This window comes from Rhizobium leguminosarum, assembly GCF_004123835.1.
GTDB lineage: Bacteria > Pseudomonadota > Alphaproteobacteria > Rhizobiales > Rhizobiaceae > Rhizobium > Rhizobium leguminosarum_M.
In genome coordinates, this window is record NZ_MZMU01000001.1 from 182,610 (window position 1) to 204,993 (window position 22,384).

Below are 22,384 nucleotides of genomic sequence, written 5' to 3' on the forward strand. Positions count from 1 at the left end.
TTTCTTCCTTGGAATTAGGGATTGCTGCGGCCGAGGCCGTAGGTCAGCGCTAAGGCTCCGACGAGCACGGCGCCCTTGACGAAATCCTGGGTGTAATAGGGAGCGTTCAGCATGGTGAGGCCGTTCAGCAACACACCGACGAAGACGGCGCCGGCAATGGTGCCGAGCACGTTTGGACGCTGCAGGTTGAAGACGGCAAAACCGATCAGCGCGGCGGCGACCGAATCCATCAGCAGCGAGCCGCCGGACGAGATATCACCACGCCCGACGCGGGCGGCGATGACAATGCCGCCGAGCGATGCCAGCGTGCCCGATAGGACATAGGCGAGCGTCTTCAGCCGCACCGTCGAGGCGCCGGCAAGCCGGGTGGCGACCTCGTTGCCGCCGGTCGCAAACAGCAAGCGGCCGATGCGGGTGCGCTCGGTGAGGATGAAGAGGACGACGGCAACCGTCGCCATCAGCACCACGGAAACGGGCAGGCTACCGAGGATGCTGTAGCGGCCGATCAGCAGGAAGGCCGGGTCGTAGGCGCCGGTCGCCTTCGATCCATCAGGCAGGGTGAGTCCCGCCGAAATCGACCGGCCGGCGGTCGGGATCAACTGCAGGCCGGAAAGCAGGAACATCATCGCCAGCGTCGCCAGGAGATCCGGCACCTTCAGGCGGACGATGAGGAAGGCGTTGACGAGGCCGATCAGGGCGCCAAAGGCGAGCACCAGTGGCACCGTCGCATAGGCATCAAGGTGCCAGACGATCATCGCATAACTCGCCGCCATCACACTCGATGCGGCGACCGCGCCGATCGACAGGTCGAAACCGCCGACGGCAAGCGTGACGGTGACCCCGGCGCCGAGAATGGCGACGACGGACACCGCCTGCAGGATGCTCATTAGATTGGCGATGTTGATGAAGGCGAGTTGGGCGATGGTGAAGCCGACGACGAGCAGCGCCAGCAGGATGAACACCGCGCCCGCCCGGAGAAATGCCCCGAGAGATGCAAGGCCGCCGCTATGGGCTTGCGGTGATGCTTTTGGCCGGGCGTTTGCCTGTGGAAGAGTGTCGTCATCGATGGTCGTCATGCGGATATTCCCTGGATTGCGGAGGCAAGAGCGGCCCCGTCTGCCGCGAGCCTCAACACGTGGCGGTCGATGACGAGGATGCGGTCGGCCACTTCATAGGCCTCCTCCGGATCGGAGGTCGCGATCAGCGTCGCCCGGTCAGTACGGGCGCGGATTGCCCGGATGATGTCATGACGGGCGCCGACGTCGACGCCCTGGAAGGGTTCGTCGAGCAGCAGCAGCCGGCTTGGTTCCGCCTCCCAGCGAGCGATCACAGCCTTTTGCTGGTTGCCGCCGGACAGCGACCAGACCGAGGCGAGCGGACCCGCGGCCTTGATGCCGAGACGGGCGATTGCCTGTTCGGCTTCGCGTCGCTCGCGGCCACCGACAAGGAAACCGCGCGGATACCATTTGCCAAGATGCGGCAGGCTGATGGTCGCCGACAGCGAATGGCCGGGCCATGCCGGTGGCATCAGCGAGGAGCGATGCCGGTCTTCGGCCGCCATCGCCACACCTGCGGCAATCGCCTCGGCCGGGCCTTTCGGCCGATAGGGCCGGCCGCCGAGGAACATCGCGCCGCCGGCAGGCGCCGTCACCCCGAAAATCGCCGACAACAGCCGGCTCTTGCCGGCGCCGAGCGCACCGGTCACCGCCACCACCTCGCCCTCATGCAATGACAGATCGAAGGAGGCGGCCCCAGAGAGCAGGCGGGCACCGCGCATCTCGAAAATCACTGGTCCGGTCGCGGGCCGCGCATCCGGCCGGGCCGCATCCAGTCTGCGGCCGATCATCGTCTCGATGGCGCTCGAAAAATCGATCGGCCGCGAGAAGGTGCCGACGACGCGACCGCCGCGCATGACGAGCGCGCGGTCGGCGATGGCTTCGAGATCGGCTGTACGATGCGAGATATAGAGGATCGCCAGTCCGCGCTTGCGCAGGCCGATCAGGATATCGAAGAGGCGCCGGCTTTCCTCTCCGGAAAGGCTCGCCGTCGGCTCATCGAGGATGAGGAGGTCGGCACGGTTGGCAAGCGCCCGGGCGATCGCCACCAATTGCCGATCGGCGCTGGCGAGGTCACCGAAATCACGGTCCAGCGGCAGGGTGAAGCCGGCGGCGTCGAGCATGGACTGCGCGGCACGGCGGATGCCGGCGCGCGAGACGAAGAAGGGTGTGCTGCGATCGGCAAACCGGTTGAGCAGCAGGGCATCGGCAACGGTCAGACCGGCCGCACCGACGAGATCCGTCGACTGATGCACCGTGACGACGCCGGCTCTTGCCGCTTCGGCCGGGCTACGCGGCGCAAAGGCGCGGCCATCGAGGCTGACCATGCCGCCATCGGCCGGAAGCACGCCGGAAAGGATCTTGACCAGCGTCGATTTGCCCGCGCCGTTTGCGCCCATCAGCGCCACGATCTCGCCGCGTTCCATAGAAAAATCAGCGCCGGCAAGCGCCCGCGTCGATCCGAAACTGCGGGTGATATTTTCAATGTGAAGAAGCGGCATCGATAAAGGTCCGGGACTGCAATCGAAGCCGGAGTGTGCCCTGTCCGGGCAGTCGAACTCCAGGCACGCCTTTCCCCCGCGAACTGCCCTCGGGAAACAAAGAATCTCCCACAGCCCATAAAATCGGATCATTTACTCTACTAAAAACATAGAGATTATATCTAATAATCCGACGCGTCGCGAGGGCTGCCAGACCTGTCAGACGACGCTCCCGATTACTAAAGGAACGCGACGATGAAATCCCTCGCACGGCTCGCACTGTCTGCCGCCGTCATTCCGTTCATTTTCACCCAAGGCGCAAAAGCCGACGGTCTGTCCGGCGCTCCTGCCCCTTTCGACAAGGGCGGCGTCAATGTGGCTCTGATCAGCTACATCTCGGCCGGCGATTTCTTCCAGGCCTACCAGGCGGGGGCTGAAGCCCAGGCCAAGGCGCTGGATATCGACCTGCGCATCTTCCCCGGCCGGCAGGATGCCGCAGAACAGCGCGAGCAGATCCTGCAGGCGATCAATCTCGGCGTCTCCGGCATCGTCATCGACCACGGCCTGCCGGAATCGCTCGGCGACGTCGTGCAGCAGGCGCTCGACAAGGGCATCAAGGTCGTGGCCTTCGACGTCAACCTCAACAATCCCAAGATTCCCCAGGTGGAGCAGAGCGATCACGAACTCGCATCATTGGCGCTGGAACAGGTGGTGAAGGACAACGGCGAGAGCTTCAACGCCGGCTATGTCTATGTCGCGGGCTTTGCGCCGCTCGACCGCCGCAACGAAGTCTGGGACAAGTTCAAGTCGGACAATAAAGGCGTGATCGAAAAGGCCCGCTTCGGCAATGTCAGCGACACGACGGCGACTTCGACCGCCGATCAGGCGAAGGCGGTGCTGACCGCCAATCCCGACATATCGGTGGTCTTCGCCCCCTATGACGAATTCGCCCGGGGCGTGAAGCTCGCCGCCAACGACCTCGGCATATCAAACAAGCTCAAGATCTATTCGGCCGACGTCTCGACGGCCGATATCCAGGAAATCACCGAGGAAGGCAGCCCTTGGGTTGCGACCGTGGCGACCAATCCGGCCGTCGTCGGCGCCGTCTCCATTCGCGCCGCAGCACTCGAAATCGCCGGGCAGACGGTTCCCCACCAAATCACCGTGAAGCCGACGCTTCTGACGCAGGAAAGCCTGCGCGCAGCCGGCGTCAAGACGATCGAGGAACTGGCAGAAAAGATCCCGGCCTTCAGCACGAGCGATGCGGCGACCGCCAGCTGGATCCCGGACAAGCTGTTCTGACCTCGCACTTCGATCCGTCCGGCGGGAGCGTCGAGCTCCCGCCGGATCATCTTTTTGAAGAATTGGAGTTCCGCCCATGAGCCAATCCAATGTCATTTTTGCGGCCAGCCGCAACCCGACGCGCGAAGACCTCTTTGCCCGTGCCGAGGAGATCTCTGCCGACCTGTCGCGGCGCGCCGCAGACCTCGACCGCGAAGGCCGTCCGCCGCTCGCCGAGATCGTCAAATTGAAGAATGCCGGGCTACTCAATGCGCTGCATCCCACGCAAATCGGCGGCGGTGGCCTCGATTGGGTCGACGGGCTGAGGCTGGTGCGCATTCTCGCCCGTGGCGAGAGCTCGATCGGCCAGCTGCTCGGCTACCACTATGTCAACAGCCAGTACATCTACTGGGCGCTCGATGCCGCGCGCGCCCATGCGCTGGGCAGCGATACCGTCGCCAGGAACCTCTATTGGGGTGCGGCCGTCAATCCGCGCGATCCCGGGCTGGTGCTCACCCGCCGCGGCAACGGTTATGTGCTGAACGGACGCAAGTCCTTCTCCACGGCGGCGCGGGTCTCCGACTATATCAATGCCAATGCGACGCTCGACGACAAGATCGCCGGCTTCGCCGTGCCAACCAATCGTCCGGGCTACGTCGCCAACGACGACTGGGACAATATCGGCCAGCGCCTGTCCGACAGCGGCAGCGTCGAATTTCATGATTTCCCCGTTTACGAGGAGGATTTCGTCGGCGCACCGGCCGCACCCGACGTGGCGCCGCCGGTGCTGTCGACTTTCAATACACCGTTCATCCAACTGGTCTTCGTCAATTTCTATCTCGGCACCGCGGAAGGCGCGCTGCAGGCGGCGGCCGATTACGTCCGCAACACGACCCGGCCGTGGATCACCTCCGGTGTCGAGCGGGCGGCCGATGATCCCTATATCCTCGAACGCGTCGGCGAATTCACCGCCGCGCTGAAGGCTTCGGCGGCCCTTGCCGACAGTGCGGCAGCCGCCGTGCAGGCAAGCCTTGCCCGCGGCCGCGACGTCACCGCGCGTGAGCGCGGCGAGGCGGCGGCGGAAGCCTATGCCGCCAAGGTCCACGCCACCCATGTCTCGCTCGACGTCACCTCGCGCGTCTTCGAGCTTACGGGCGCTCGATCGACGGCCGACAAATACCGCTTCGACCGGTTCTGGCGCAATGTCCGTACCCATACGCTGCACGACCCGGTCTTCTACAAGGCGAAGGAAGTCGGTGAATTCGTGCTGAACGACAAGATACCGGAGGTCAGCCTCTATAGCTGAACGGCCATCGTTCATCGAACGCAAAAACCCCACTGCCGGCACCGGCGGTGGGGTTTTCGGTTGGAGAGGTGAGATTTCAGAGCGCGCCGTTCTTCGGCGGCGTTACGCCGTTCAGATGGTAGTTGCCGACGACGTGATATTTCCAACGCACGGGATCGTGCAGCGTATGGGTGCGGGCATTGCGCCAGTGGCGGTCGAGGTTGAGGCCGGCCTGCACCGACGAGGTTCCGGCAAGCTCGAAAAGCGTGTTCGAGGCCTCAAGCGCCACTTCGGTCGTCAGCACCTTCGCCGCAGCGACGGCCAGCGTGGCCGCGATCACCTTTTCCTCCGTCGTCTCGACCTGCGCGGCATCGACCTTGTGCCCGGCGCGCTCCACGAGAGCTGTTGCAGCTTCCAGGCGAATGGCGATCTGGCCGACCCTGGCGATCGTCAGCGGATCGTCTGAGGCACGCTCAAGGCCGCTATCCATCCAGGGGCGCGATTTCGTCCTGACGAACTCCAGCGTTTCGGCAAAGGCCGCCCGTGCGATACCGAGATCGACGCCGGCATGGATGATCTGACCGACCGAGCCGATCGTCGTCGGCCGCTCGAAGCCCTTGTGATGGAAGACCACGGAATCGGCGCTGACATAGACATTGTCGAGGATCGTCGTGCCGCTGCCGGTAGTGCGCTGGCCAAAACCGTCCCAGTCGTCGACGATCTCGACACCTTCTGTGCCCTTCGGCACGAAGGCCATGGTCAGCCGGTCCTCCGGATCGAGCGCGAAGATGGTGATCCAGTCGGCGAAGAGGACGCCGGTCGAATAGAATTTGCGGCCGTTGATCCGATAACCCGGACCGTCGCGGGTGATGCGCGTATTGTAGTGGCCGACCGTCTTGGTGCCGCGCTCGGATAGCGCATTGCCGAAACGATCGCCGGCCAGCACGCGACCAAAGAAATAGCGCTGCTGCTCCTCGCCGCCGTCGGTTCTGAGCGCCTCGAGGATATAGAAATGGTTCTGCGGGATCTGGCCGATCGAACCGTCCGCCTCAGACAGGATCGCGGTGATCTCGGCAAGCACGGCGTTGGAGACGTCAAGCCCGCCATATTGCGCCGGCACGGTGATCGCCAGAAGGCCGGACTGGGCGAGAAGATCGAGTTCGCTAAACGGCAGGATCCGGTCGGCGTCGCGCTCGGCTGCGCGTGCGGCAAATTGGGCCGCCAGTCTGCAGGCGGTGGCGATCGCCTCATCATCGCTGCCGATACGGTCGGCCACGGGCCGGATCTGGTCTGCTTGCCTCAGCACGGTGTTCATCGATGTCTCCAATTCTGACGAGCCTATCGGTGAAAGAAATTAAGCGTCGAGATAAGAGCACAAATTCTATAGATGCGATGGAAAATGAAAAGTGTTTGCTTATCAGGCTTCGACCGCGGCGATTAGTGTTGCGGTCCGACACTCGTGCGACGACGTCGCCTGGGAAGCGATAGAATTCCTGCCCAGAACTGACGCTCCCGGTCTCGATTTGACGACGGCGACCTCCTACGTAACCGATGTCAGGTGCGTCACGGCGCCTGTTGCAGAAAGAACGCCCAATGCGGGGCAGGGCGGCCGCCTTGCCCGATCCATGAGGAAAATCATGACCCGTTCACGGCACTTGCGCCTCGGCGCCTTCATGCGCCCCGTCAGCCTGCATACCGGCGCCTGGCGCTATCCCGGTTCTTATCCCGACGCCAATTTCAATTTCGCCCATCTGAAATCCTTCGCGCAGGCGCTGGAACGGGCGAAATTCGACGCCTTCTTCATGGCCGATCACCTTGCCGTGCTCAACATGCCGGTCGAGGCGCTCAGGCGCAGCCACACCGTGACCTCCTTCGAGCCCTTCACGCTGCTCTCGGCGCTGGCGGCGGTGACGGAGCGCATCGGCCTCGTTGCGACCGCCTCCACCACTTTCGACGAGCCCTATCACATTGCTCGTCGTTTCGCCTCGCTCGACCATATCAGCGGCGGCCGCGCCGGCTGGAACATCGTCACGACGTCCAATCCCGACGCCGCGCTCAATTTCGGCCTCGACGAACATGTGGAGCATGGCGAGCGTTATCATCGCGCCCGGGAATTCTATGATGTGGTCACCGGGCTCTGGGATAGTTTCGCCGACGATGCCTTCATCCGCGACCGAGAAAGCGGCCTGTTCTTCGATCCGGAGAAGATGCATGTGCTCGGCCACAAGGGCGAGGAACTAAGCGTGCGCGGGCCGCTCAATATCGCCCGGCCGCCGCAGGGCTGGCCCGTCATCGTCCAGGCCGGTCAGTCGGACCCCGGCCGCCAGCTTGCCGCGGAGACCGCCGAGATGGTCTTCTGTTCGCCGCGCGATCTGGCCGCCGGCAAGGCGCTTTATGCCGATATCAAGGGCCGCATGGAAGCCATCGGCCGCAACCGCGACCATCTGAAGATCCTGCCCGCTGCCTTCGTCATCGTCGGTGACAGCATCGAGGAGGCCCGCGCCAAACGCGCCACGCTCGACAGCCTGGTGCATTACGACAGCGCCATCGCTTCGCTTTCGATCGCACTCGGCCATGACGCTTCGGGCTTCGATCCCGACGCGCCGCTGCCGGCCGATATTCCCGACACCAATGCCAGCAAGACCGGCCGCGCCCAGGTGCTGAAGCTTGCCGCCGAAGAAAATCTGACGGTGCGCCGGCTGGCGCAGCGCTACGGCGGCTATGCCGGCCTCGCCTTCGTCGGCACGCCGGCAAGTATCGCCGACGACATGGAACGCTGGCTGGACGAGGAAGGCTCGGACGGTTTCAACGTAGTTTTCCCGTACCTGCCGCAGGGTCTACTCGACGTCACCGAACGGCTGGTTCCCGAGTTGCAGCGCCGCGGCCTGTTCCGCAGCGAATACCAGGGCACGACGCTACGCGAGCATCTCGGATTGCCGCGGCCGGAGAACCGGTTTTTCGCCGCCAGTGCGTAAGACGCTATGGGCAATCCCCGCGCGGCAAGACGATGGCGTAACCGTCAGAATTCGACGGTCCTGTTATCGAAGCCCAGCCGCGCGGGTTCGAATTCCCTTTCATCAGCGGAGGGATCGCGTAATGCCTCAAACAGCGTCTTCGGCGTCCAGTTCACCTGAAATTCAGCATAGCTGACAAGGACATAGGCCGCTTCGCCGCGATCAGTGATCACCAGCGGCCGCTCGCTCGCTTCCTTCTTCGCCTTGCTCGGATTCCGGTTGAAGGCTGCGCCGGTCATGAAGGACATTTTCATCGAAACCATCCACTCTACATCAAGAGGGAATATACCCAACCTGCCGGTCTCAGACCATCGCCCCCACATCGAACGCATCGCTTTCGCCCGGCATCAGTTCGAGGGGCCAGATAATGTTGCGCTCGCCTCCCGGATAGAAATCTCGATAGGCCGGCATGTTGGCGAGAAGCATCCGGCCGAGCGCGACGCCGAGATCGTAGAGCGAGATGCGGAAGCAACTGAGCGAGGGCTGCAGGAACCGTGCGCGCGGTGCATCGCGGAAGCCGATCACCGCAAGGTCGCGGCCGGGCATGACGCCCGATTCCATCAGGCGGCGGTAAAGGCCGATCGCCATCAGCTCGTAGATCAGGATCACCGCCGTCGGCCGCTCTTCGAGCAGCAGCAGCTCATGGGCCGCCTGATAGCCGCCCTGTTCGCTCGACCTGACGCGGATGACGAGCGACGGATCGAAGGCAATATCGTGCCGCTCGAGCGCCCGGCGATAGCTGTCGATAAAGAGATAGCCGAGGTTGGCCTCGCTCGATGGCGCGGTGATCGCGATCCGGCGGTGACCCAGCGCGATCAGCCGCTCGACGGCATGGTCGGCCACGCCCTCGAAATCGAGATCTATCCATGGAAAATTGCTGGCCGAAAGGCTGCGGCCGAGCGCGACGAAGGGAATCTTCGCCCGCGACAGAAAGTCGATACGCCGGTCGACCCGCTGCGTGTCCGAGATGATCATCGCATCGACGATGCGCCGCGCCACCATCCGCTTCAGATATTCGTGCGGGTCCTCGTCGCTCGGGCAGGGCAACATGAGGAGGTCGAGCTTGTGGCGGGCAAAGACGCTCTGCAGGCCGCTGGTGACGCCGAGGAAGAAGTTGTCGGCGTTCTCGACCGTCTCCTTGCTGGATTCGATCATCAACCCGATGACCTTCGTCTCCCCCTGTCTCAGGCTCCGCCCAGACTGGTTGGCGACATAGCCGAGTTCCTCGGCCGCCGCCAACACCCGCCGGCGGGTTTCCTGATTGACATCAGGCTTGCCGTTCAGCGCGCGGGAGACCGTGCCGATCGAGATATTCAAGTGTTCGGCAAGCTGGCGAATCCCCTTCATCGCTGACGATTTTCCTCCCGTCCGTAATTTCCCATTTGGCGTCTATTGACACCGCAAAATGTTTTCGCCTACAGTCGTAAACGTTTACGGAGTGCGTGTCACGAGGAGAGTTGACACCGTTCCCCTGGAGGAAATCGTGAAATTCAGTGCCATTCTGTGCGGGTGCGGAGCTATGTCCAAAGGTTGGTTGCGCGCCATCGCGTCCAACACCCTCCTGGCGGATTCCATCACCATCGTTGGCCTCGTCGACCTGAACCGGGAGACGGCGGAAAAGCTTGCCGCGGAGTTCGGCCTTGAAGGCGCCGTCATCGGTTCGGACCTGTCCGACGTCATCGCGGCTACGAAGGCCGACCTAGTCTTCGACATCGTCATTCCGGCTGCGCGCTACGACGTCGTTGCCACCGCACTCAAGGCCGGCTGCCATGTGCTCAGCGAAAAGCCGATGGCGGCCTCGCTTGCCAAGGGCGCTGCGCTGGTCGATCTTGCCGCCGAGACCGGCCGCATCCACGCCGTCATCCAGAACCGTCGCTTCATATCAGGCGTCAGGCGCCTGCGCCGTTTCGTCGAAAGCGGCGCGATCGGCGAACTCACCGGCATCCATTGCGACTTCTTCCTGGCGCCGCATTTCGGCGGCTTCCGCGAAGAGATGGACAACGTCCTGCTTCTCGACATGGCGATCCACACCTTCGATGCGGCGCGTTTTGTCGCCGACAGGAAGCCGCTCGCCGTCTATTGCGTCGAGCGCAATCCGAAGGGTTCATGGTATCGGCACGGCGCCTCAGCCAATGCCATCTTCGAATTTTCCGACGACATCGTCTTCACCTATCGCGGCTCCTGGTGCGCCGAGGGCGAGCGCACCAGCTGGGAAAGCCAGTGGCGCCTCATCGGCTCGAAGGGAATGCTCACCTGGAATGGGGAAGAGAGTTTCAAGGCGACCATCGCCGGTGAAGAGCCCGGCCTTTTGCGTGGGCACGCTGCCGTAAACGTTCCCGGTCCGGAACATGACGAGGAGACCCATGGTCACGCCAGCGTCATCGCCGACTTCATCGCGGCGATCGGCTCCGGCAAACGGCCCGAGACGGTCAATTCCGACAATATCCGAAGCCTTGCCATGGTCTTCGGCGCGATCGAAAGCGCCAAGACGGGCAGGCGCGTCGAAATTTCAGCATAGGATGACGTGACGTGAGCAACCCTGCAAAATCCATTCGTATCGGCACCATGGTCAGCGGCAACAAGGGCGATGCCGCAACCCGCATCGGCGAGATCGCCGACCTGGGCTTCGAAAGCTTCGAACCCTTCTTCTGGCAGACGACCAAGGGCCAGGATCTTGCCGAACTCGGCAAGCGCTGCCTCGATGCGATCGGCGACCGCGACATCACCATCTCGACGCTCGGCATGTTCGGCAATCCGCTGGAAGAGAGCGCGATCGACCTCGAGACGCTGCAGGGCTGGAAGGACTGCATCGACAATGCCCATCATTTCGGCGCCACCTGCGTTGCCGGCTTCACCGGCCGCATCCGCGGCAAGCCGCTGACCGACAGCCTGCCTCGCTACAAGCAGATCTGGAGCGAGCTTGCCAAGCGCGCCGCCGACAAGGGCGTCAAGATCGCCTTCGAGAATTGCGCCATGGACGGCAACTGGGCAAGCGGCGACTGGAACATCGCCCACAATCCCGATGCCTGGGAACTGATCTTCAACGAGACGCCTGACGATAATATCGGGCTGGAATGGGAACCGTGCCATCAGATGGTCTATCTGATCGACCCTTTGCCGCAGATCCGCAAATGGGCGCACAAGTTCTTCCACGTCCACGGCAAGGACGCGACCATCCGCTGGGAGGTCATCAAGGAACACGGCATCTTCGGCAAGGAGAAGTTCGTCTTCATGCGCACGCCGGGCTTCGGCGACAGCAACTGGACCGACATCATTTCCGAGCTGCGCCTTGCCGGCTGGTCGGGCTCGATCGATATCGAAGGCTGGCACGACCCGGTCTATCGCGACGCGCTTGAAATGACCGGCCAGGTCTATGCGCTGAACCACCTCAAGCATGCCCGGGGCGGCGAATTCGTCGTCGATCCCATCTGATGATATCGTTTCCGGCAAGGAGGAATTGCCGGAAACGGGGATAACCACAAAGGAGGAGAACCATGGCTATCCGCAAATATGCACTTCTGGGCGCTCTCGCGCTCGCAGGCGTCTCGCTCACCGGCCTTTCGGCCAAGGCCGAAGATGTCACGCTGACACTCTGGTCGCTGGACAGGGACATCCAGCCGGCGCCGAATCTCGTCAAGGAGTTCAATGCCCAGAACAACGGCATCAAGATCGAATATCGGCTGATTCAGTTTGACGACGTCGTCACCGAGGCCATGCGCGCCTATGCGACCGGCCAGGCGCCCGATATCATCGCCGTCGACAATCCGGAGCATGCGCTGTTCTCGTCGCGCGGCGCCTTCCTCGATCTCACCGACATGATCGCCAAGTCGACCGTCATCAAGCCGGAGAACTACTTTCCGGGGCCGCTGAAATCGGTCGAGTGGGACGGCAAGTATTTTGGCGTGCCGAAGGCGACCAACACGATCGCGCTCTACTACAACAAGGACATGTTCAAGGCGAAGGGCCTCGATCCGGCGAAGCCGCCGCAGACGTGGGACGAACTGGTCGAAGACGCACGCAAGCTGACCGATCCCGCCAAGAACGTCTACGGTCTCGCCTTCTCGGCCAAGGCCAACGAGGAAGGCACCTTCCAGTTCCTTCCCTGGGCCCAGATGAGCGGCGGCAGCTATGAGAACATCAATGCCGAAGGCGCGGTGAAGGCGCTCGAGGTCTGGAAGACGATCATGGACGAGAAGCTCGCTTCTCCCGACACGCTGACGCGCGGCCAGTGGGATTCGACCGGCACCTTCAACTCAGGCAATGCGGCAATGGCGATCTCGGGTCCCTGGGAGCTCGACCGTATGAGCCAAGAAGCGAAGTTCGACTGGGGCGTCACATTGCTTCCGGTTCCGAAGGAAGGGGCGGAGCGTTCGTCGGCCATGGGCGACTTCAACTGGGCGATCTTCTCCACCAGCAAACATCCGGCGGAAGCCTTTAAGGCGCTCGAATATTTCGCCTCGCAAGACGACAAGATGTTCAAGAATTTCGGCCAGCTTCCGGCGCGTTCCGACATCTCGATCCCCGAGACCGGCCAGCCGCTGAAGGATGCCGCCCTCAAGGTCTTCCTCGAACAGCTGAAATACGCCAAGCCGCGCGGCCCGCATCCGCAATGGCCGAAGATCTCCAAGGCGATCCAGGACGCCATCCAGGCAGCGCTGACCGGCCAGATGAGCCCGAAGGATGCGCTCGACCAGGCAGCCGACAAGATCAAGGCAGTACTAGGCTGATCATTGGCTGCGAGCGAGCCGCTTGCTTCCTCTTCTCCCCAGCGGGGAGAAGATGCCCAACGGGCAGATGAGGGGGGTGAGGAGCGCAAGCGACGAACGCCTTGAGCGACAAGCGAAGGGCAGCATATGCCGCCCCCTCATCCGACCCTTCGGGCCACCTTCTCCCCGCTGGGGAGAAGGGATAACTCAACCATTTCCTCCCGGCAGGGGCCGTCTTCCGCATCATGCGCCAGGCGGCTCCGTTCGGAGCATCGGAGGATGCATGAAAAGGATCCTGATGAGCGTCAGGGACGGTCGCGGTTTCGATATCGTGCTGGTCGCCTTCCCGCTCGGCTTTCTGTTCCTGATGGCGGGGCTGCCGCTGATCTACAATGTCGTGATGAGCTTCCAGGAGGTCGACATGTTCAGCCTCGGCACCTTCTCGCGTCCCTTCGTCGGCTTCAAGAATTATACCGACCTCTTCGCGCAGCCAGAAACGCTGCCGATCCTCTACAACACCGTCATCTTCGTCGTCGGCTCCATTGCCGGCCAGTTCCTGATCGGCTTCGGCCTGGCGCTGTTCTTCTGGGTCAACTTTCCCGGCGCCTCGTGGATGCGCGGCCTGTTCCTCGTCTCCTGGGTCATGCCCGGCCTCGTTGTCGGCGCCATCTGGAACTGGATTCTCTCAGGCGATTTCGGTGTGCTGAACTTCATCCTGAAAGAAAGCGGCATCATCTCCGGCAACATCTTCTGGCGCTCGGACCCGCATTATTCGCTCTATGCCGTCATCATCGCCAATATCTGGCTCGGCACCTCGTTCAACATGATCCTGCTCTCCGTCGGCCTCGCCGGCATTCCTGCCGATCTCTTTGAGGCGGCCGAACTCGACGGCGCCAATGTCTGGCAGCGCTTCTGGACGATCACGCTGCCAATGATGCGCTCGACCATCGGCGCGATCATTGCACTCGGCCTGATCTTCACCCTGCAGCAGTTCGATCTTTTCGCCGCGATCACGTCGGGCGGGCCGAACAATTCATCGAATGTCACGCAATACTGGGCCTGGGATCTCTCCTTCCGCCAATACGACTTCGCCAAGGGCGCGACGATCTCCGTCATCATGATCGTCTTCGTCATGTTCGCGTCGGTCGTCTATGTCCGGTCCACGCGCCATGAGGTGCGCGGATGAATACGACGAACCGCGACCGCCTGATGCTCGCCATATCGATCGTCATGGCGGCGATCTATCTCTTCCCGCTCTACTGGATGTACATCACCGCGCTGAAAAGCGGCTCGGAGATGTTCGCGACGCCGCCGAGCTTCTGGCCGGCAGCGCCGCAATGGGGCACCTATGCCGCGGTCTGGGAAAGCCGCGATATGGGCCGCTACCTCTGGAATTCGCTGGTCATCGCTCTCGGCTCCGTGGCGCTCATCACCCTGCTCGGCGTCGGCTGCGCTTATGTGCTCGCCAGATACCGCAATGTCTGGGTGGATATCGGCCTGTTCCTGATCCTGATGCTGCAGGTCCTGCCGGCATCGCTGATGATCACGCCGATCTTCGTCGGCTTCTCGCAGATCGGCCTGCTTTCCACTCCGCGCCTTGCCGTCATCATCGCGGTCGCGGCAAAGAGCATGCCCTTCTTCGTCATCCTGGTGCGCGCCACCTTCATGAGCGTTCCCCAGGAACTGGAGGAAGCGGCACTCGTCGACGGTAATTCACGCGTCGGCGCCTTCTTCAACATCGTGCTACCGCTCGCCCGCAACGGCATCCTCGTCAGCGCCATCCTGATCTTCATGCAGGCCTTCGGCGAATTCGTCTATTCGAAGTCGATGATCCAGGCGGCCGAGCTTCAGCCGGCAAGCGTCGGCCTCAACTCCTTCATGGGGCCGAACACCAACGAGTGGAACAACATCATGGCCTACGCCACGATGTATGTGACGCCGATCCTTGCCATCTTCGTTCTCTTGCAGCGCCGCATCGTATCCGGCCTCACCTCTGGAGCCCTCAAATGACCACGCAGATCGAGCTCAGCGGCGTCAACAAATATTACGGCGCTTTCCATGCCCTGAAAAATATCGACCTTTCGATCGCCAAGGGCACCTTCGTCGCGCTCGTCGGCCCATCGGGCTGCGGCAAGTCCACGCTGCTGCGCTCGCTTGCCGGCCTCGAAAGCATTTCGTCGGGCGATCTCAGGATTGCCGGCGAGCTGATGAATGGCGTGCCGCCGCGCAAGCGCGACGTCGCCATGGTGTTCCAGTCCTATGCGCTCTATCCGCATATGACGGTCGAGGAGAACCTGACCTACAGCCTGCGCATCCGCGGCATCGCCAAGGCCGAGGCCAAGAAGGCCGCCGAGGACGTGGCGGCGACGACAGGTCTTTCGCATCTCCTGAAACGCTATCCGCGCGAGCTCTCCGGCGGCCAGCGCCAGCGTGTCGCCATGAGCCGCGCCATCATCCGACATCCCAAGGCCTTCCTGTTCGACGAGCCGCTGTCCAATCTCGATGCTGCGCTCCGCGTCCACATGCGCAAGGAAATCCGGTCGCTGCACGACCGGTTGCACGCAACCTTCGTCTACGTCACGCACGACCAGGTCGAAGCGATGACGATGGCCGACCATGTGGTGGTGATGCGCGATGGCATCATCGAACAGCAGGGTGCGCCGCTGGACCTCTACGACCGGCCGGCGAACCGGTTCGTCGCCGGTTTCATCGGTTCGCCGGCCATGAATTTCATTCCCGCGATCGCCGCCGAAGACGGGAAGAGCCTGGTGCTGGATTTCGGCGCGGTGAAGCAGACGCTTGCAATCACCCGCACCATCGAGCCCGGGCGTAAGCTCGTCGCGGGTATCCGGCCGGAGCATATCGGCGTCGTCGAGCCCGGGCATGGCAGCTTCGACGTGCCGATCGCCTTCGTCGAATCGACCGGCTCGTCAACCTTCATCGTCGCGGCGACAGAGCCGGAGCTGACGATCGTCGAGACGCGGCGCGACAGGGTCAAAGCAGGAGACATGATCGGACTTTCGATCGATCCGGGCCAGATCCATCTCTTCGACGCGTCGACGGATCACCTGATTTAACGTCAGTCGAGCAGCCGGTCGGGTAGGGGTTTCAGCGGATAGACCTGCCAGAAGAAGGTGTTGGCGGCCGCCTGATCATAGGAGAAGTTACGCGCCTCCTTGATCTTGCCCTTCTCTATCCGGAAGGCGAGTATCCAGATCGTATCGACATTGGCTAGGCCGTCGCGTCCCGACCAGCCGCGATGCATGTCGATCACCCAGTTCTCGTCGGCCATCAACGCGATCAGCTCGGCGCGGAAACCGGCCTTGCCCAGTTGCTGGAAGAAGGCCGCAACCTCTTCCTTGCCGCGCTTGACGCCGGCCAGCGGATGATGGCCGGGAATGTGCCATTCGATATCGTCGGCGAAGAAGGCGGTGACGCGGCTCATGTCGCCGGTGTCGTAGGCAGCGTAATAATCGGCGATCACCCTGCGGTTTTCTTCCGGGCTTGCGGCCACGGCGGTTCCTCCGGAAAAGAGTGCGACTGAAACGAAGAGGGCTCGAACAAGCGATGGTCTGCGCATGCGGATCTCCTTGACGCTGATATTGGAATGAAAGCGACAGCCGGATCAGTCCGGCTGCCCGGCGCGTTCCGCGGCCCGGTTGACCAGAGCCCGGTTGCCGGTCTCATGAGCGGGCGTCACCACCAGCCGGGAGACTTTCCAGGCGCCGTCGATCTTGGTGAGGTCATATCGATAATGTCCCATCAGCATCCAGCTCTCGGCGCCGATCCGATGGACGGCCTGGAAATCTGCCTCGGCTACCGCAGTCGGGCCAGCGCTTTCGACGATGGCGTGGTTGCTGACAAGATGCAGTGTGCGATCGAAGCCGGGCAGGAAGGCAGACCATTGCCGGATGACGGCTTCGGCCGGCTGGGTGGTCGGCTCGCCGCCCCAGAGGCCGGTATAATCAAGCGTCACCGTGTCGGCGAAGGCGCCGCGCACGCGGTCCCACTGGTGACGGTCGGCGCCAGCGGCGATGTCGGTAATAGCATCGATGATGGCCACCCGGTCGTCTGGACCGATCGGCGCGGCCCTGGCGGTGAACGAGGCCAGCAAGACGCCGGCGGCAACTGTGAGCACGAGGGTTTTCATCGTCATTTCCTTCCCAGGCATCAGGAGCCTTTGTTGATCCGTTCGAAATGGGCGGCCGCGGCATCGGCCGCCCGGCTGACATCCTCGGGATTGTCGTAGAAGTCGAACTGGGTGACACCGTCGAGCCAGATCTCGGAGGCATCGCCATGTAGGCGCGCGAAAAAGGCATGCGCGCCTTGCGGGACGGCCGCTGCTTCCGAGTGGACGACCAGCGTCGGCTTGTCCAGCCGGTCACCGATGGCAACCGCGTCATAGGTCAGCCAAGGCTCCCAGGAGGCAAGATTGAACTTGTTGTCATATTGCGGGATGAGGCCTCGGCTGGACTCAGTGTAATAGGGGATCTGGTACATCAGCGCGGTGCTGTCGTCGGCGCTTGCGGCAACGATCACCCGAGGCTGGCCGCTGCGCTCGGCTTCCTCAGCCTCGCGGGATGTGGTGATCAGCCTGGAGACTCCGTCCGCGCCGCCATAGACCTGCTCGACGATCGCTTTGTCATGCAGCCACGGCGCCACCAGCGATATGCCGGTGAAATCGGGATTGCCCGAAGCCGCCGCCGCCATATAGCCGGCGGAGGCGCAGATGCCGAGGCCGGTGATCTTGCTGGCGTCGATTTCCGGCAGGGTCGTCATGTAGTCGGCCGCCGCCATGATATCGTCGGTCTTGGCCAGCGGATCTTCCTTGAAGCGGATATTGCCGCCGGACTGGCCCCAGCCGCGGAAATCGAAGGCGAGGGCGACAAAGCCGCGCTCGGCCATCTCTTCTGCGTAAAGGCCGGACATCTGCTCCTTGATCGAGGTCCAGGCGCCAGTCACCAGAACGCCGGGGCGCTTTTCGCCCGGCTTGTAGTCGGCGGGAAGATAGAGCGTGCCGGCAAGCGTCACTCCCTCGTTCTGGAAGGAGACGGGACGCGCCTCGATGCCGGCCGCAATGGCCGTCGAATGCAGCAGGGCAACGCCAATCGCAGTAAGGGTCGATAGTCTCATCGAAGATCTCCTCGCCGTCATCGCCGGTTTCATCAGATACGGGGAGGAGTCTCGCAGCATCGGCGCGCAGGCGCCGGAGCAAATCTTGGCATTTATTATGTGTTTATTGTCATTCTCGGCCGGAGCGTTATCGCCGGCGAAACGCGGCGGGCGTGATCCCGGTGCTGCGCCTGAAATGCCGGCCGAAGCGGGAGACGTCGTCATAACCCACGCGGATGGCGACGGTGGCGACTGGGACGCTCGTGGTCCTGAGCAGCACTTTGGCGTGTTCCATGCGTTCACGGATGACATATTGCAGCGGCGACGTGCCGAATGCGGCGGCGAAGGCGCGCACGAAATGGAACCGGCTCATCGCCGCCTCGGAAGCCATGTCGTTGAGGGAAAGATCCTCGGCGAGATTGTCATGAATATAGACAAGCGCCCGGCGCAGCCGTCTGTCTCCAATCCCGACAGATAACGGCGGGGCAGGCGAGAGCAGCTGGGCCAGATGGGCTGCAACCGCAAGGTTCATCGTATCGCGATAGAGGGATTGCGGCGCATCCCGAAGAGAGGCCGCGTGGCGGACGAATTGAACCAGCAGCGGATCGAGGCTGCCGACGACGGGATCGAAGTCGGCCTTGTCGAAGCCGACATCGTCGAGTAAGTCATCCGACAGATCCACTCTCAAAAACGAGAGCGCATCGTCATATTCGCAGGTGCCCGACGAACCGGCTGGCAGAATCCAGCCGTCGCCGGCCCGCAGCGGCACGATCCGCTTGCGATCGGAGCCGACGGCAATCCGGTGTTGGTCCTGATCAACCAGGAATAGGCCGATGGCCAGCCGGGAAATCGCAAACGCACCACCGCCCGCCGGCAGATCCAGCCTGCCCGCCGTCAACCAGTCTCCGCTCGAAACTGCCCGTGATCCGCTCATGGGACAAATCTAGTTTGTCACGCCGGGAATTCAATCACGTAGGTTTCGGGTGTCTTGGCGCCGGAACGCAATTCTTATGAGCCGGAAGACAAAGACAGCCGGACAGCAGAAGCCGGGGAGCCGTCTCACGCGCGATGAACGGCTTTTGTGTCGCAAATATTACAGTTCCGAGGCGTTTCTGGAATAAAAGCGAAGAAACCCACGATCCGTTCAATGTCATGGAACTTTGAAAAAGTGGTCATCGCGCTGCAATAATCGCGGTTCAAACAGCCCCGCACAAGTGGGGGCTTCATGCGAAAGAAAAACGTTCTCCTCATCGTCGTTGATCAATGGCGAGCCGATTTCGTTCCGCACGTTCTGCGTGCCGACGGGAAAAACGATTTCCTGAAGACGCCTAATCTCGACCGGCTCTGTCGTGAGGGCGTGACCTTCAGGAACCATGTGACGACCTGCGTTCCCTGCGGTCCGGCCCGTGCGAGCCTGCTCACCGGCCTCTATCTGATGAACCATCGCGCCGTGCAGAACACGGTGCCGCTCGACCAGCGCCACCTCAACCTCGGCAAGGCGTTGCGCGGCGTCGGCTACGATCCGGCGCTGATCGGCTATACGACGACGGTGCCGGATCCGCGCACCACGTCGCCGAACGATCCGCGCTTCAGGGTGCTTGGCGACTTGATGGACGGCTTCCATTCGGTCGGCGCCTTCGAGCCAAATATGGAGGGTTATTTCGGCTGGGTGGCACAGAACGGCTTCGAGCTGCCGGAGCATCGTCCTGATATCTGGCTGCCAGAGGGCGAAGACGCCGTTGCCGGCGCCACCGACCGTCCGTCACGCATCCCGAAGGAATTTTCGGACTCGACCTTCTTCACCGAGCGGGCGCTGACCTATCTCAAGGGCCGCGACGGCAAGCCCTTCTTCCTGCATCTCGGTTATTACCGGCCGCATCCGCCCTTCGTCGCCTCTGCTCCCTATCATGCCATGTACCGGCCGGAAGACATGCCGGCGCCGATCCGCGCGGCCAACCCGGACACCGAGGCTGCACAACATCCGTTGATGAAATTCTATGTTGACAGCATCCGCCGCGGCTCCTTCTTCCAGGGCGCCGAAGGGTCGGGTGCGACGCTCGACGAAGCGGAACTGCGCCAGATGCGCGCGACCTATTGCGGCCTGATTACTGAGGTCGACGATTGCCTTGGCCGGGTCTTTAACTATCTCGATGAGACCGGACAGTGGGACGATACGCTGATCATCTTCACCAGCGACCACGGCGAGCAGCTCGGCGATCATCACCTCCTCGGCAAGATCGGCTACAACGATTCGAGCTTCCGCATCCCGCTCGTCATCAAGGACGCCGGCGATAATGCACGCGCCGGCGCGATCGAAAGCGGCTTCACCGAGAGCATCGACGTCATGCCGACCATACTCGACTGGCTCGGCGGAAAGATCCCGCACGCCTGTGACGGCCTGTCGCTGCTGCCCTTCCTGAGCGAGGGCCGGCCGCAGGATTGGCGTACCGAATTGCACTACGAATACGACTTCCGCGACGTCTATTATTCCGAGCCGCAGAGTTTCCTCGGCCTCGGCATGAATGATTGCAGCCTCTGCGTCATCCAGGACGAGCGATACAAATACGTTCATTTCGCAGCACTGCCGCCGCTGTTCTTCGATCTGCACCACGATCCGAACGAATTCACCAATCTCGCCGACGATCCGGCCTATGCCGCGCTCGTGCGGGACTATGCGCAGAAGGCGCTCTCCTGGCGCCTGAAACATGCCGACAGAACCCTGACCCATTATCGCTCCGGCCCCGAAGGCCTGAGCGAACGCAGCCATTGATCCGAACCACCAGAGAACCCAAGGAGATATTCCCATGGTCACCTTCACCCGTCGCGGTGCTCTCGGCCTTGCCACCGGCGTCGCCAGCTCGCTGATCCTGCCGCGCTTTTCCATCGCCCAGGCCGACAACCGTCCTTCGATCACCATCGCCGTCCAGAAGATCTCGAACTCGAACACGCTGGATACGTTGCGCGAACAGTCGAATGTCGGCCAGCGCATCTTCAATTCGTCGCTCTGGGAAAGCCTGATCGGCCTCGACTGGCTCGGCAACCTCTCGGCCGTTCCGTCGCTCGCCACCGAATGGCGCCGTATCGACGACAAGACCGTCGAGCTGAAACTGCGCCAAGGCGTCAAATTCCACAATGGCGACGAGATGACGGCCGAAGACGTCGCCTTCTCCTTCAGCAAGGAACGTATGTTCGGCGATACGCAGCCGAGCACCGGCAAGACGATCTTCGTCACCGAAAAGAACCCGCTCGGCCGCGAAAGCAAGGAACTGCCGGTCGAAATTCCGGCCGTCGCCCGCCGTATCTGGCCGGCCCTGCTCGGCATCGAAATCGTCGACAAATACACCGTCCGCTTCGTCAACGGTTCGCCTGACGTGACGATGGAAGGCCGCATCTCCGTTGCCGCCAGCGCCATCGCCAATCGCCGCGGCTGGGATGAGGCAAAGAGCTATCTCGACTGGGCCCGCGCACCGATCACGACCGGTCCCTACCGCGTCGCCGAATTCAAGCCGGACACCTACCTGATCTACGAAGCGCATGACGAGTATTGGGGCGGCCGCCCTCCGGTGAAGCAGATCCGCTTCGTCGAAGTTCCGGAAGTCGCCTCACGCGTCAATGGCCTGCTGTCCGGCGAATATCACCTCGCCAGCGACATCCCGCCGGACCAGATCGAAGGCATCGAAAAGAACGCTGCCTTCGAAGTCCAGGGCGGCATCATCACCAACCACCGCCTGACTGTATTCGACAAGACCCATGCCCAGCTCGGCAACCCGCTGGTGCGCCGCGCCTTCACGCATGCCATCGACCGTCAGGCGATCGTCGACTCGCTTTGGGCAGGCCGCACGCGCGTTCCGGCCGGCCTGCAGTGGGATTTCTATGGCGATATGCTGGTCAAGGATTGGACCGTGCCGGAATACAATCCTGATCTTGCCCGCCAGCTCCTCAAGGAAGCCAATTACAAGGGCGATCCGATCCCGTATCGCCTGCTGAACAACTACTATACCAACCAGACGCCGACGGCGCAGATCCTCGTCGAAATGTGGGCGCAGGTCGGCCTCAACGTGCAGATCGAGATGAAGGAAAACTGGCAGCAGATCCTCGAAAAGACGCCGACGCGCGCCGTCCGCGACTGGTCGAACTCCGCGAGCTTCCCCGATCCGGTTTCCTCGATCGTCGCCCAGCACGGTCCGAACGGCCAGCAGCAGCAGGTCGGCGAGTGGACCAACGCCGAAATGAACACGCTGTCGACCTTCCTCGAGACCAGCACCGATCGCGCCAAGCGCCATGACGCTTTCGCCCGCATGCTGCAGATCTGCGAGCGCGAAGACCCCGCCTATACCGTTCTCCACCAGAACGCCGTCTTCACCGCCAAGTCGAAGTCGATCAATTGGAAGGCCGCATCGGCCTTCGCCATGGACTTCCGCCAGGGCAACTGGTCCTGATCAAGGCCTGA

The 22,384-nt window shown here is 62.5% G+C and carries 20 protein-coding genes; 11 read left to right on the top strand and 9 right to left on the bottom strand.

The genetic code is table 11. The annotated features are described in order from the left end of the window. Positions 1-14 precede the first annotated feature (14 nt). Both B5P46_RS00870 and B5P46_RS00875 read right to left on the bottom strand, forming a co-directional pair. On the bottom strand, positions 15-1,076 hold the full coding sequence (locus tag B5P46_RS00870) for an ABC transporter permease (protein ID WP_129417035.1): 1,062 nt from the start codon (positions 1,074-1,076) through the stop codon (positions 15-17). After that, entirely contained in the window at positions 1,073-2,557 is a 1,485-nt protein-coding gene (locus B5P46_RS00875; RefSeq protein ID WP_129417036.1) for a sugar ABC transporter ATP-binding protein, read from the bottom strand. The genes B5P46_RS00870 and B5P46_RS00875 overlap by 4 nt, the downstream gene beginning before the upstream one ends. A 234-nt stretch (positions 2,558-2,791) precedes the next feature. On the opposite strand from B5P46_RS00875, the gene B5P46_RS00880 reads away from it, so the two are divergent. Continuing rightward, positions 2,792-3,838 (top strand): substrate-binding domain-containing protein, encoded by a 1,047-nt coding sequence (locus B5P46_RS00880; protein ID WP_129417037.1) that lies wholly within the window; start codon positions 2,792-2,794, stop codon positions 3,836-3,838. A 76-nt stretch (positions 3,839-3,914) separates the two neighbouring features. After that, positions 3,915-5,123 (top strand): acyl-CoA dehydrogenase family protein, encoded by a 1,209-nt coding sequence (locus tag B5P46_RS00885; protein ID WP_129417038.1) that lies wholly within the window; start codon positions 3,915-3,917, stop codon positions 5,121-5,123. Positions 5,124-5,199: 76 nt separating this feature from the next. Here the strand turns inward: B5P46_RS00885 and B5P46_RS00890 are convergent, their stop codons facing one another. Further along, positions 5,200-6,417 carry an SfnB family sulfur acquisition oxidoreductase gene (locus B5P46_RS00890; protein ID WP_129417039.1) on the bottom strand — a complete coding sequence of 406 codons (1,218 nt, stop codon included), beginning with the start codon at positions 6,415-6,417 and terminating at the stop codon, positions 5,200-5,202. Between the two features lie 322 nt (positions 6,418-6,739). Here B5P46_RS00890 and B5P46_RS00895 point away from each other — a divergent pair, with 322 nt between their 5' ends. Beyond that, complete coding sequence (locus B5P46_RS00895; RefSeq protein WP_129417040.1) at positions 6,740-8,077, top strand: LLM class flavin-dependent oxidoreductase; 1,338 nt, start codon at positions 6,740-6,742, stop codon at positions 8,075-8,077. 44 nt (positions 8,078-8,121) lie between these two features. Here the strand turns inward: B5P46_RS00895 and B5P46_RS00900 are convergent, their stop codons facing one another. Together B5P46_RS00900 and B5P46_RS00905 are read right to left on the bottom strand one after the other, a co-directional pair. Further along, positions 8,122-8,355: a type II toxin-antitoxin system Phd/YefM family antitoxin gene (locus B5P46_RS00900; RefSeq protein WP_245456079.1), complete on the bottom strand. Its 234-nt coding sequence runs from the start codon at positions 8,353-8,355 to the stop codon at positions 8,122-8,124. Between the two features lie 64 nt (positions 8,356-8,419). After that, positions 8,420-9,463, bottom strand: coding sequence for a substrate-binding domain-containing protein (locus B5P46_RS00905; protein WP_129417041.1), 1,044 nt, complete (start codon positions 9,461-9,463; stop codon positions 8,420-8,422). A 136-nt stretch (positions 9,464-9,599) separates the two neighbouring features. On the opposite strand from B5P46_RS00905, the gene B5P46_RS00910 reads away from it, so the two are divergent. The 6 genes from B5P46_RS00910 (at position 9,600) to B5P46_RS00935 (ending at position 15,899) form a co-directional block, all read left to right on the top strand. Continuing rightward, on the top strand, positions 9,600-10,634 hold the full coding sequence (locus tag B5P46_RS00910; RefSeq protein WP_129417042.1) for a Gfo/Idh/MocA family protein: 1,035 nt from the start codon (positions 9,600-9,602) through the stop codon (positions 10,632-10,634). 11 nt (positions 10,635-10,645) lie between these two features. Then, the gene (locus B5P46_RS00915; RefSeq protein WP_129417043.1) at positions 10,646-11,548 is read left to right on the top strand and encodes a sugar phosphate isomerase/epimerase family protein; all 903 of its coding nucleotides are present in this window, start codon (positions 10,646-10,648) and stop codon (positions 11,546-11,548) included. Between the two features lie 62 nt (positions 11,549-11,610). Next, positions 11,611-12,843, top strand: a complete 1,233-nt coding sequence (locus B5P46_RS00920) for an ABC transporter substrate-binding protein (protein ID WP_129417044.1) — start codon at positions 11,611-11,613, stop codon at positions 12,841-12,843. 262 nt (positions 12,844-13,105) lie between these two features. After that, complete coding sequence (locus tag B5P46_RS00925) at positions 13,106-14,008, top strand: carbohydrate ABC transporter permease (protein ID WP_027667130.1); 903 nt, start codon at positions 13,106-13,108, stop codon at positions 14,006-14,008. Continuing rightward, positions 14,005-14,832, top strand: coding sequence for a carbohydrate ABC transporter permease (locus tag B5P46_RS00930; protein WP_129417045.1), 828 nt, complete (start codon positions 14,005-14,007; stop codon positions 14,830-14,832). The genes B5P46_RS00925 and B5P46_RS00930 overlap by 4 nt, the downstream gene beginning before the upstream one ends. Beyond that, positions 14,829-15,899 (top strand): ABC transporter ATP-binding protein, encoded by a 1,071-nt coding sequence (locus B5P46_RS00935; protein WP_129417046.1) that lies wholly within the window; start codon positions 14,829-14,831, stop codon positions 15,897-15,899. The genes B5P46_RS00930 and B5P46_RS00935 overlap by 4 nt, the downstream gene beginning before the upstream one ends. A gap of 2 nt (positions 15,900-15,901) precedes the next feature. Here B5P46_RS00935 and B5P46_RS00940 read toward each other — a convergent pair whose 3' ends face one another. The 4 genes from B5P46_RS00940 to B5P46_RS00955 all read right to left on the bottom strand — a co-directional run bounded on the left by B5P46_RS00940 (position 15,902) and on the right by B5P46_RS00955 (position 18,868). Continuing rightward, complete coding sequence (locus tag B5P46_RS00940) at positions 15,902-16,402, bottom strand: nuclear transport factor 2 family protein (RefSeq protein ID WP_129417047.1); 501 nt, start codon at positions 16,400-16,402, stop codon at positions 15,902-15,904. Positions 16,403-16,447: 45 nt separating this feature from the next. Further along, positions 16,448-16,972 carry a nuclear transport factor 2 family protein gene (locus tag B5P46_RS00945; RefSeq protein WP_129417048.1) on the bottom strand — a complete coding sequence of 175 codons (525 nt, stop codon included), beginning with the start codon at positions 16,970-16,972 and terminating at the stop codon, positions 16,448-16,450. A gap of 20 nt (positions 16,973-16,992) precedes the next feature. After that, positions 16,993-17,955, bottom strand: coding sequence for an alpha/beta hydrolase (locus B5P46_RS00950; RefSeq protein ID WP_129417049.1), 963 nt, complete (start codon positions 17,953-17,955; stop codon positions 16,993-16,995). A gap of 127 nt (positions 17,956-18,082) precedes the next feature. After that, the gene (locus tag B5P46_RS00955) at positions 18,083-18,868 is read right to left on the bottom strand and encodes a helix-turn-helix domain-containing protein (protein ID WP_245456080.1); all 786 of its coding nucleotides are present in this window, start codon (positions 18,866-18,868) and stop codon (positions 18,083-18,085) included. 291 nt (positions 18,869-19,159) lie between these two features. Between B5P46_RS00955 and pehA the strand changes: the two genes are divergently transcribed. Beyond that, positions 19,160-20,704 (top strand): phosphoric/sulfuric ester hydrolase PehA, encoded by a 1,545-nt coding sequence (gene pehA, locus B5P46_RS00960; protein ID WP_129417050.1) that lies wholly within the window; start codon positions 19,160-19,162, stop codon positions 20,702-20,704. A 34-nt stretch (positions 20,705-20,738) separates the two neighbouring features. After that, positions 20,739-22,373 (top strand): ABC transporter substrate-binding protein, encoded by a 1,635-nt coding sequence (locus B5P46_RS00965; RefSeq protein ID WP_027667137.1) that lies wholly within the window; start codon positions 20,739-20,741, stop codon positions 22,371-22,373. Positions 22,374-22,384: the final 11 nt, after the last annotated feature.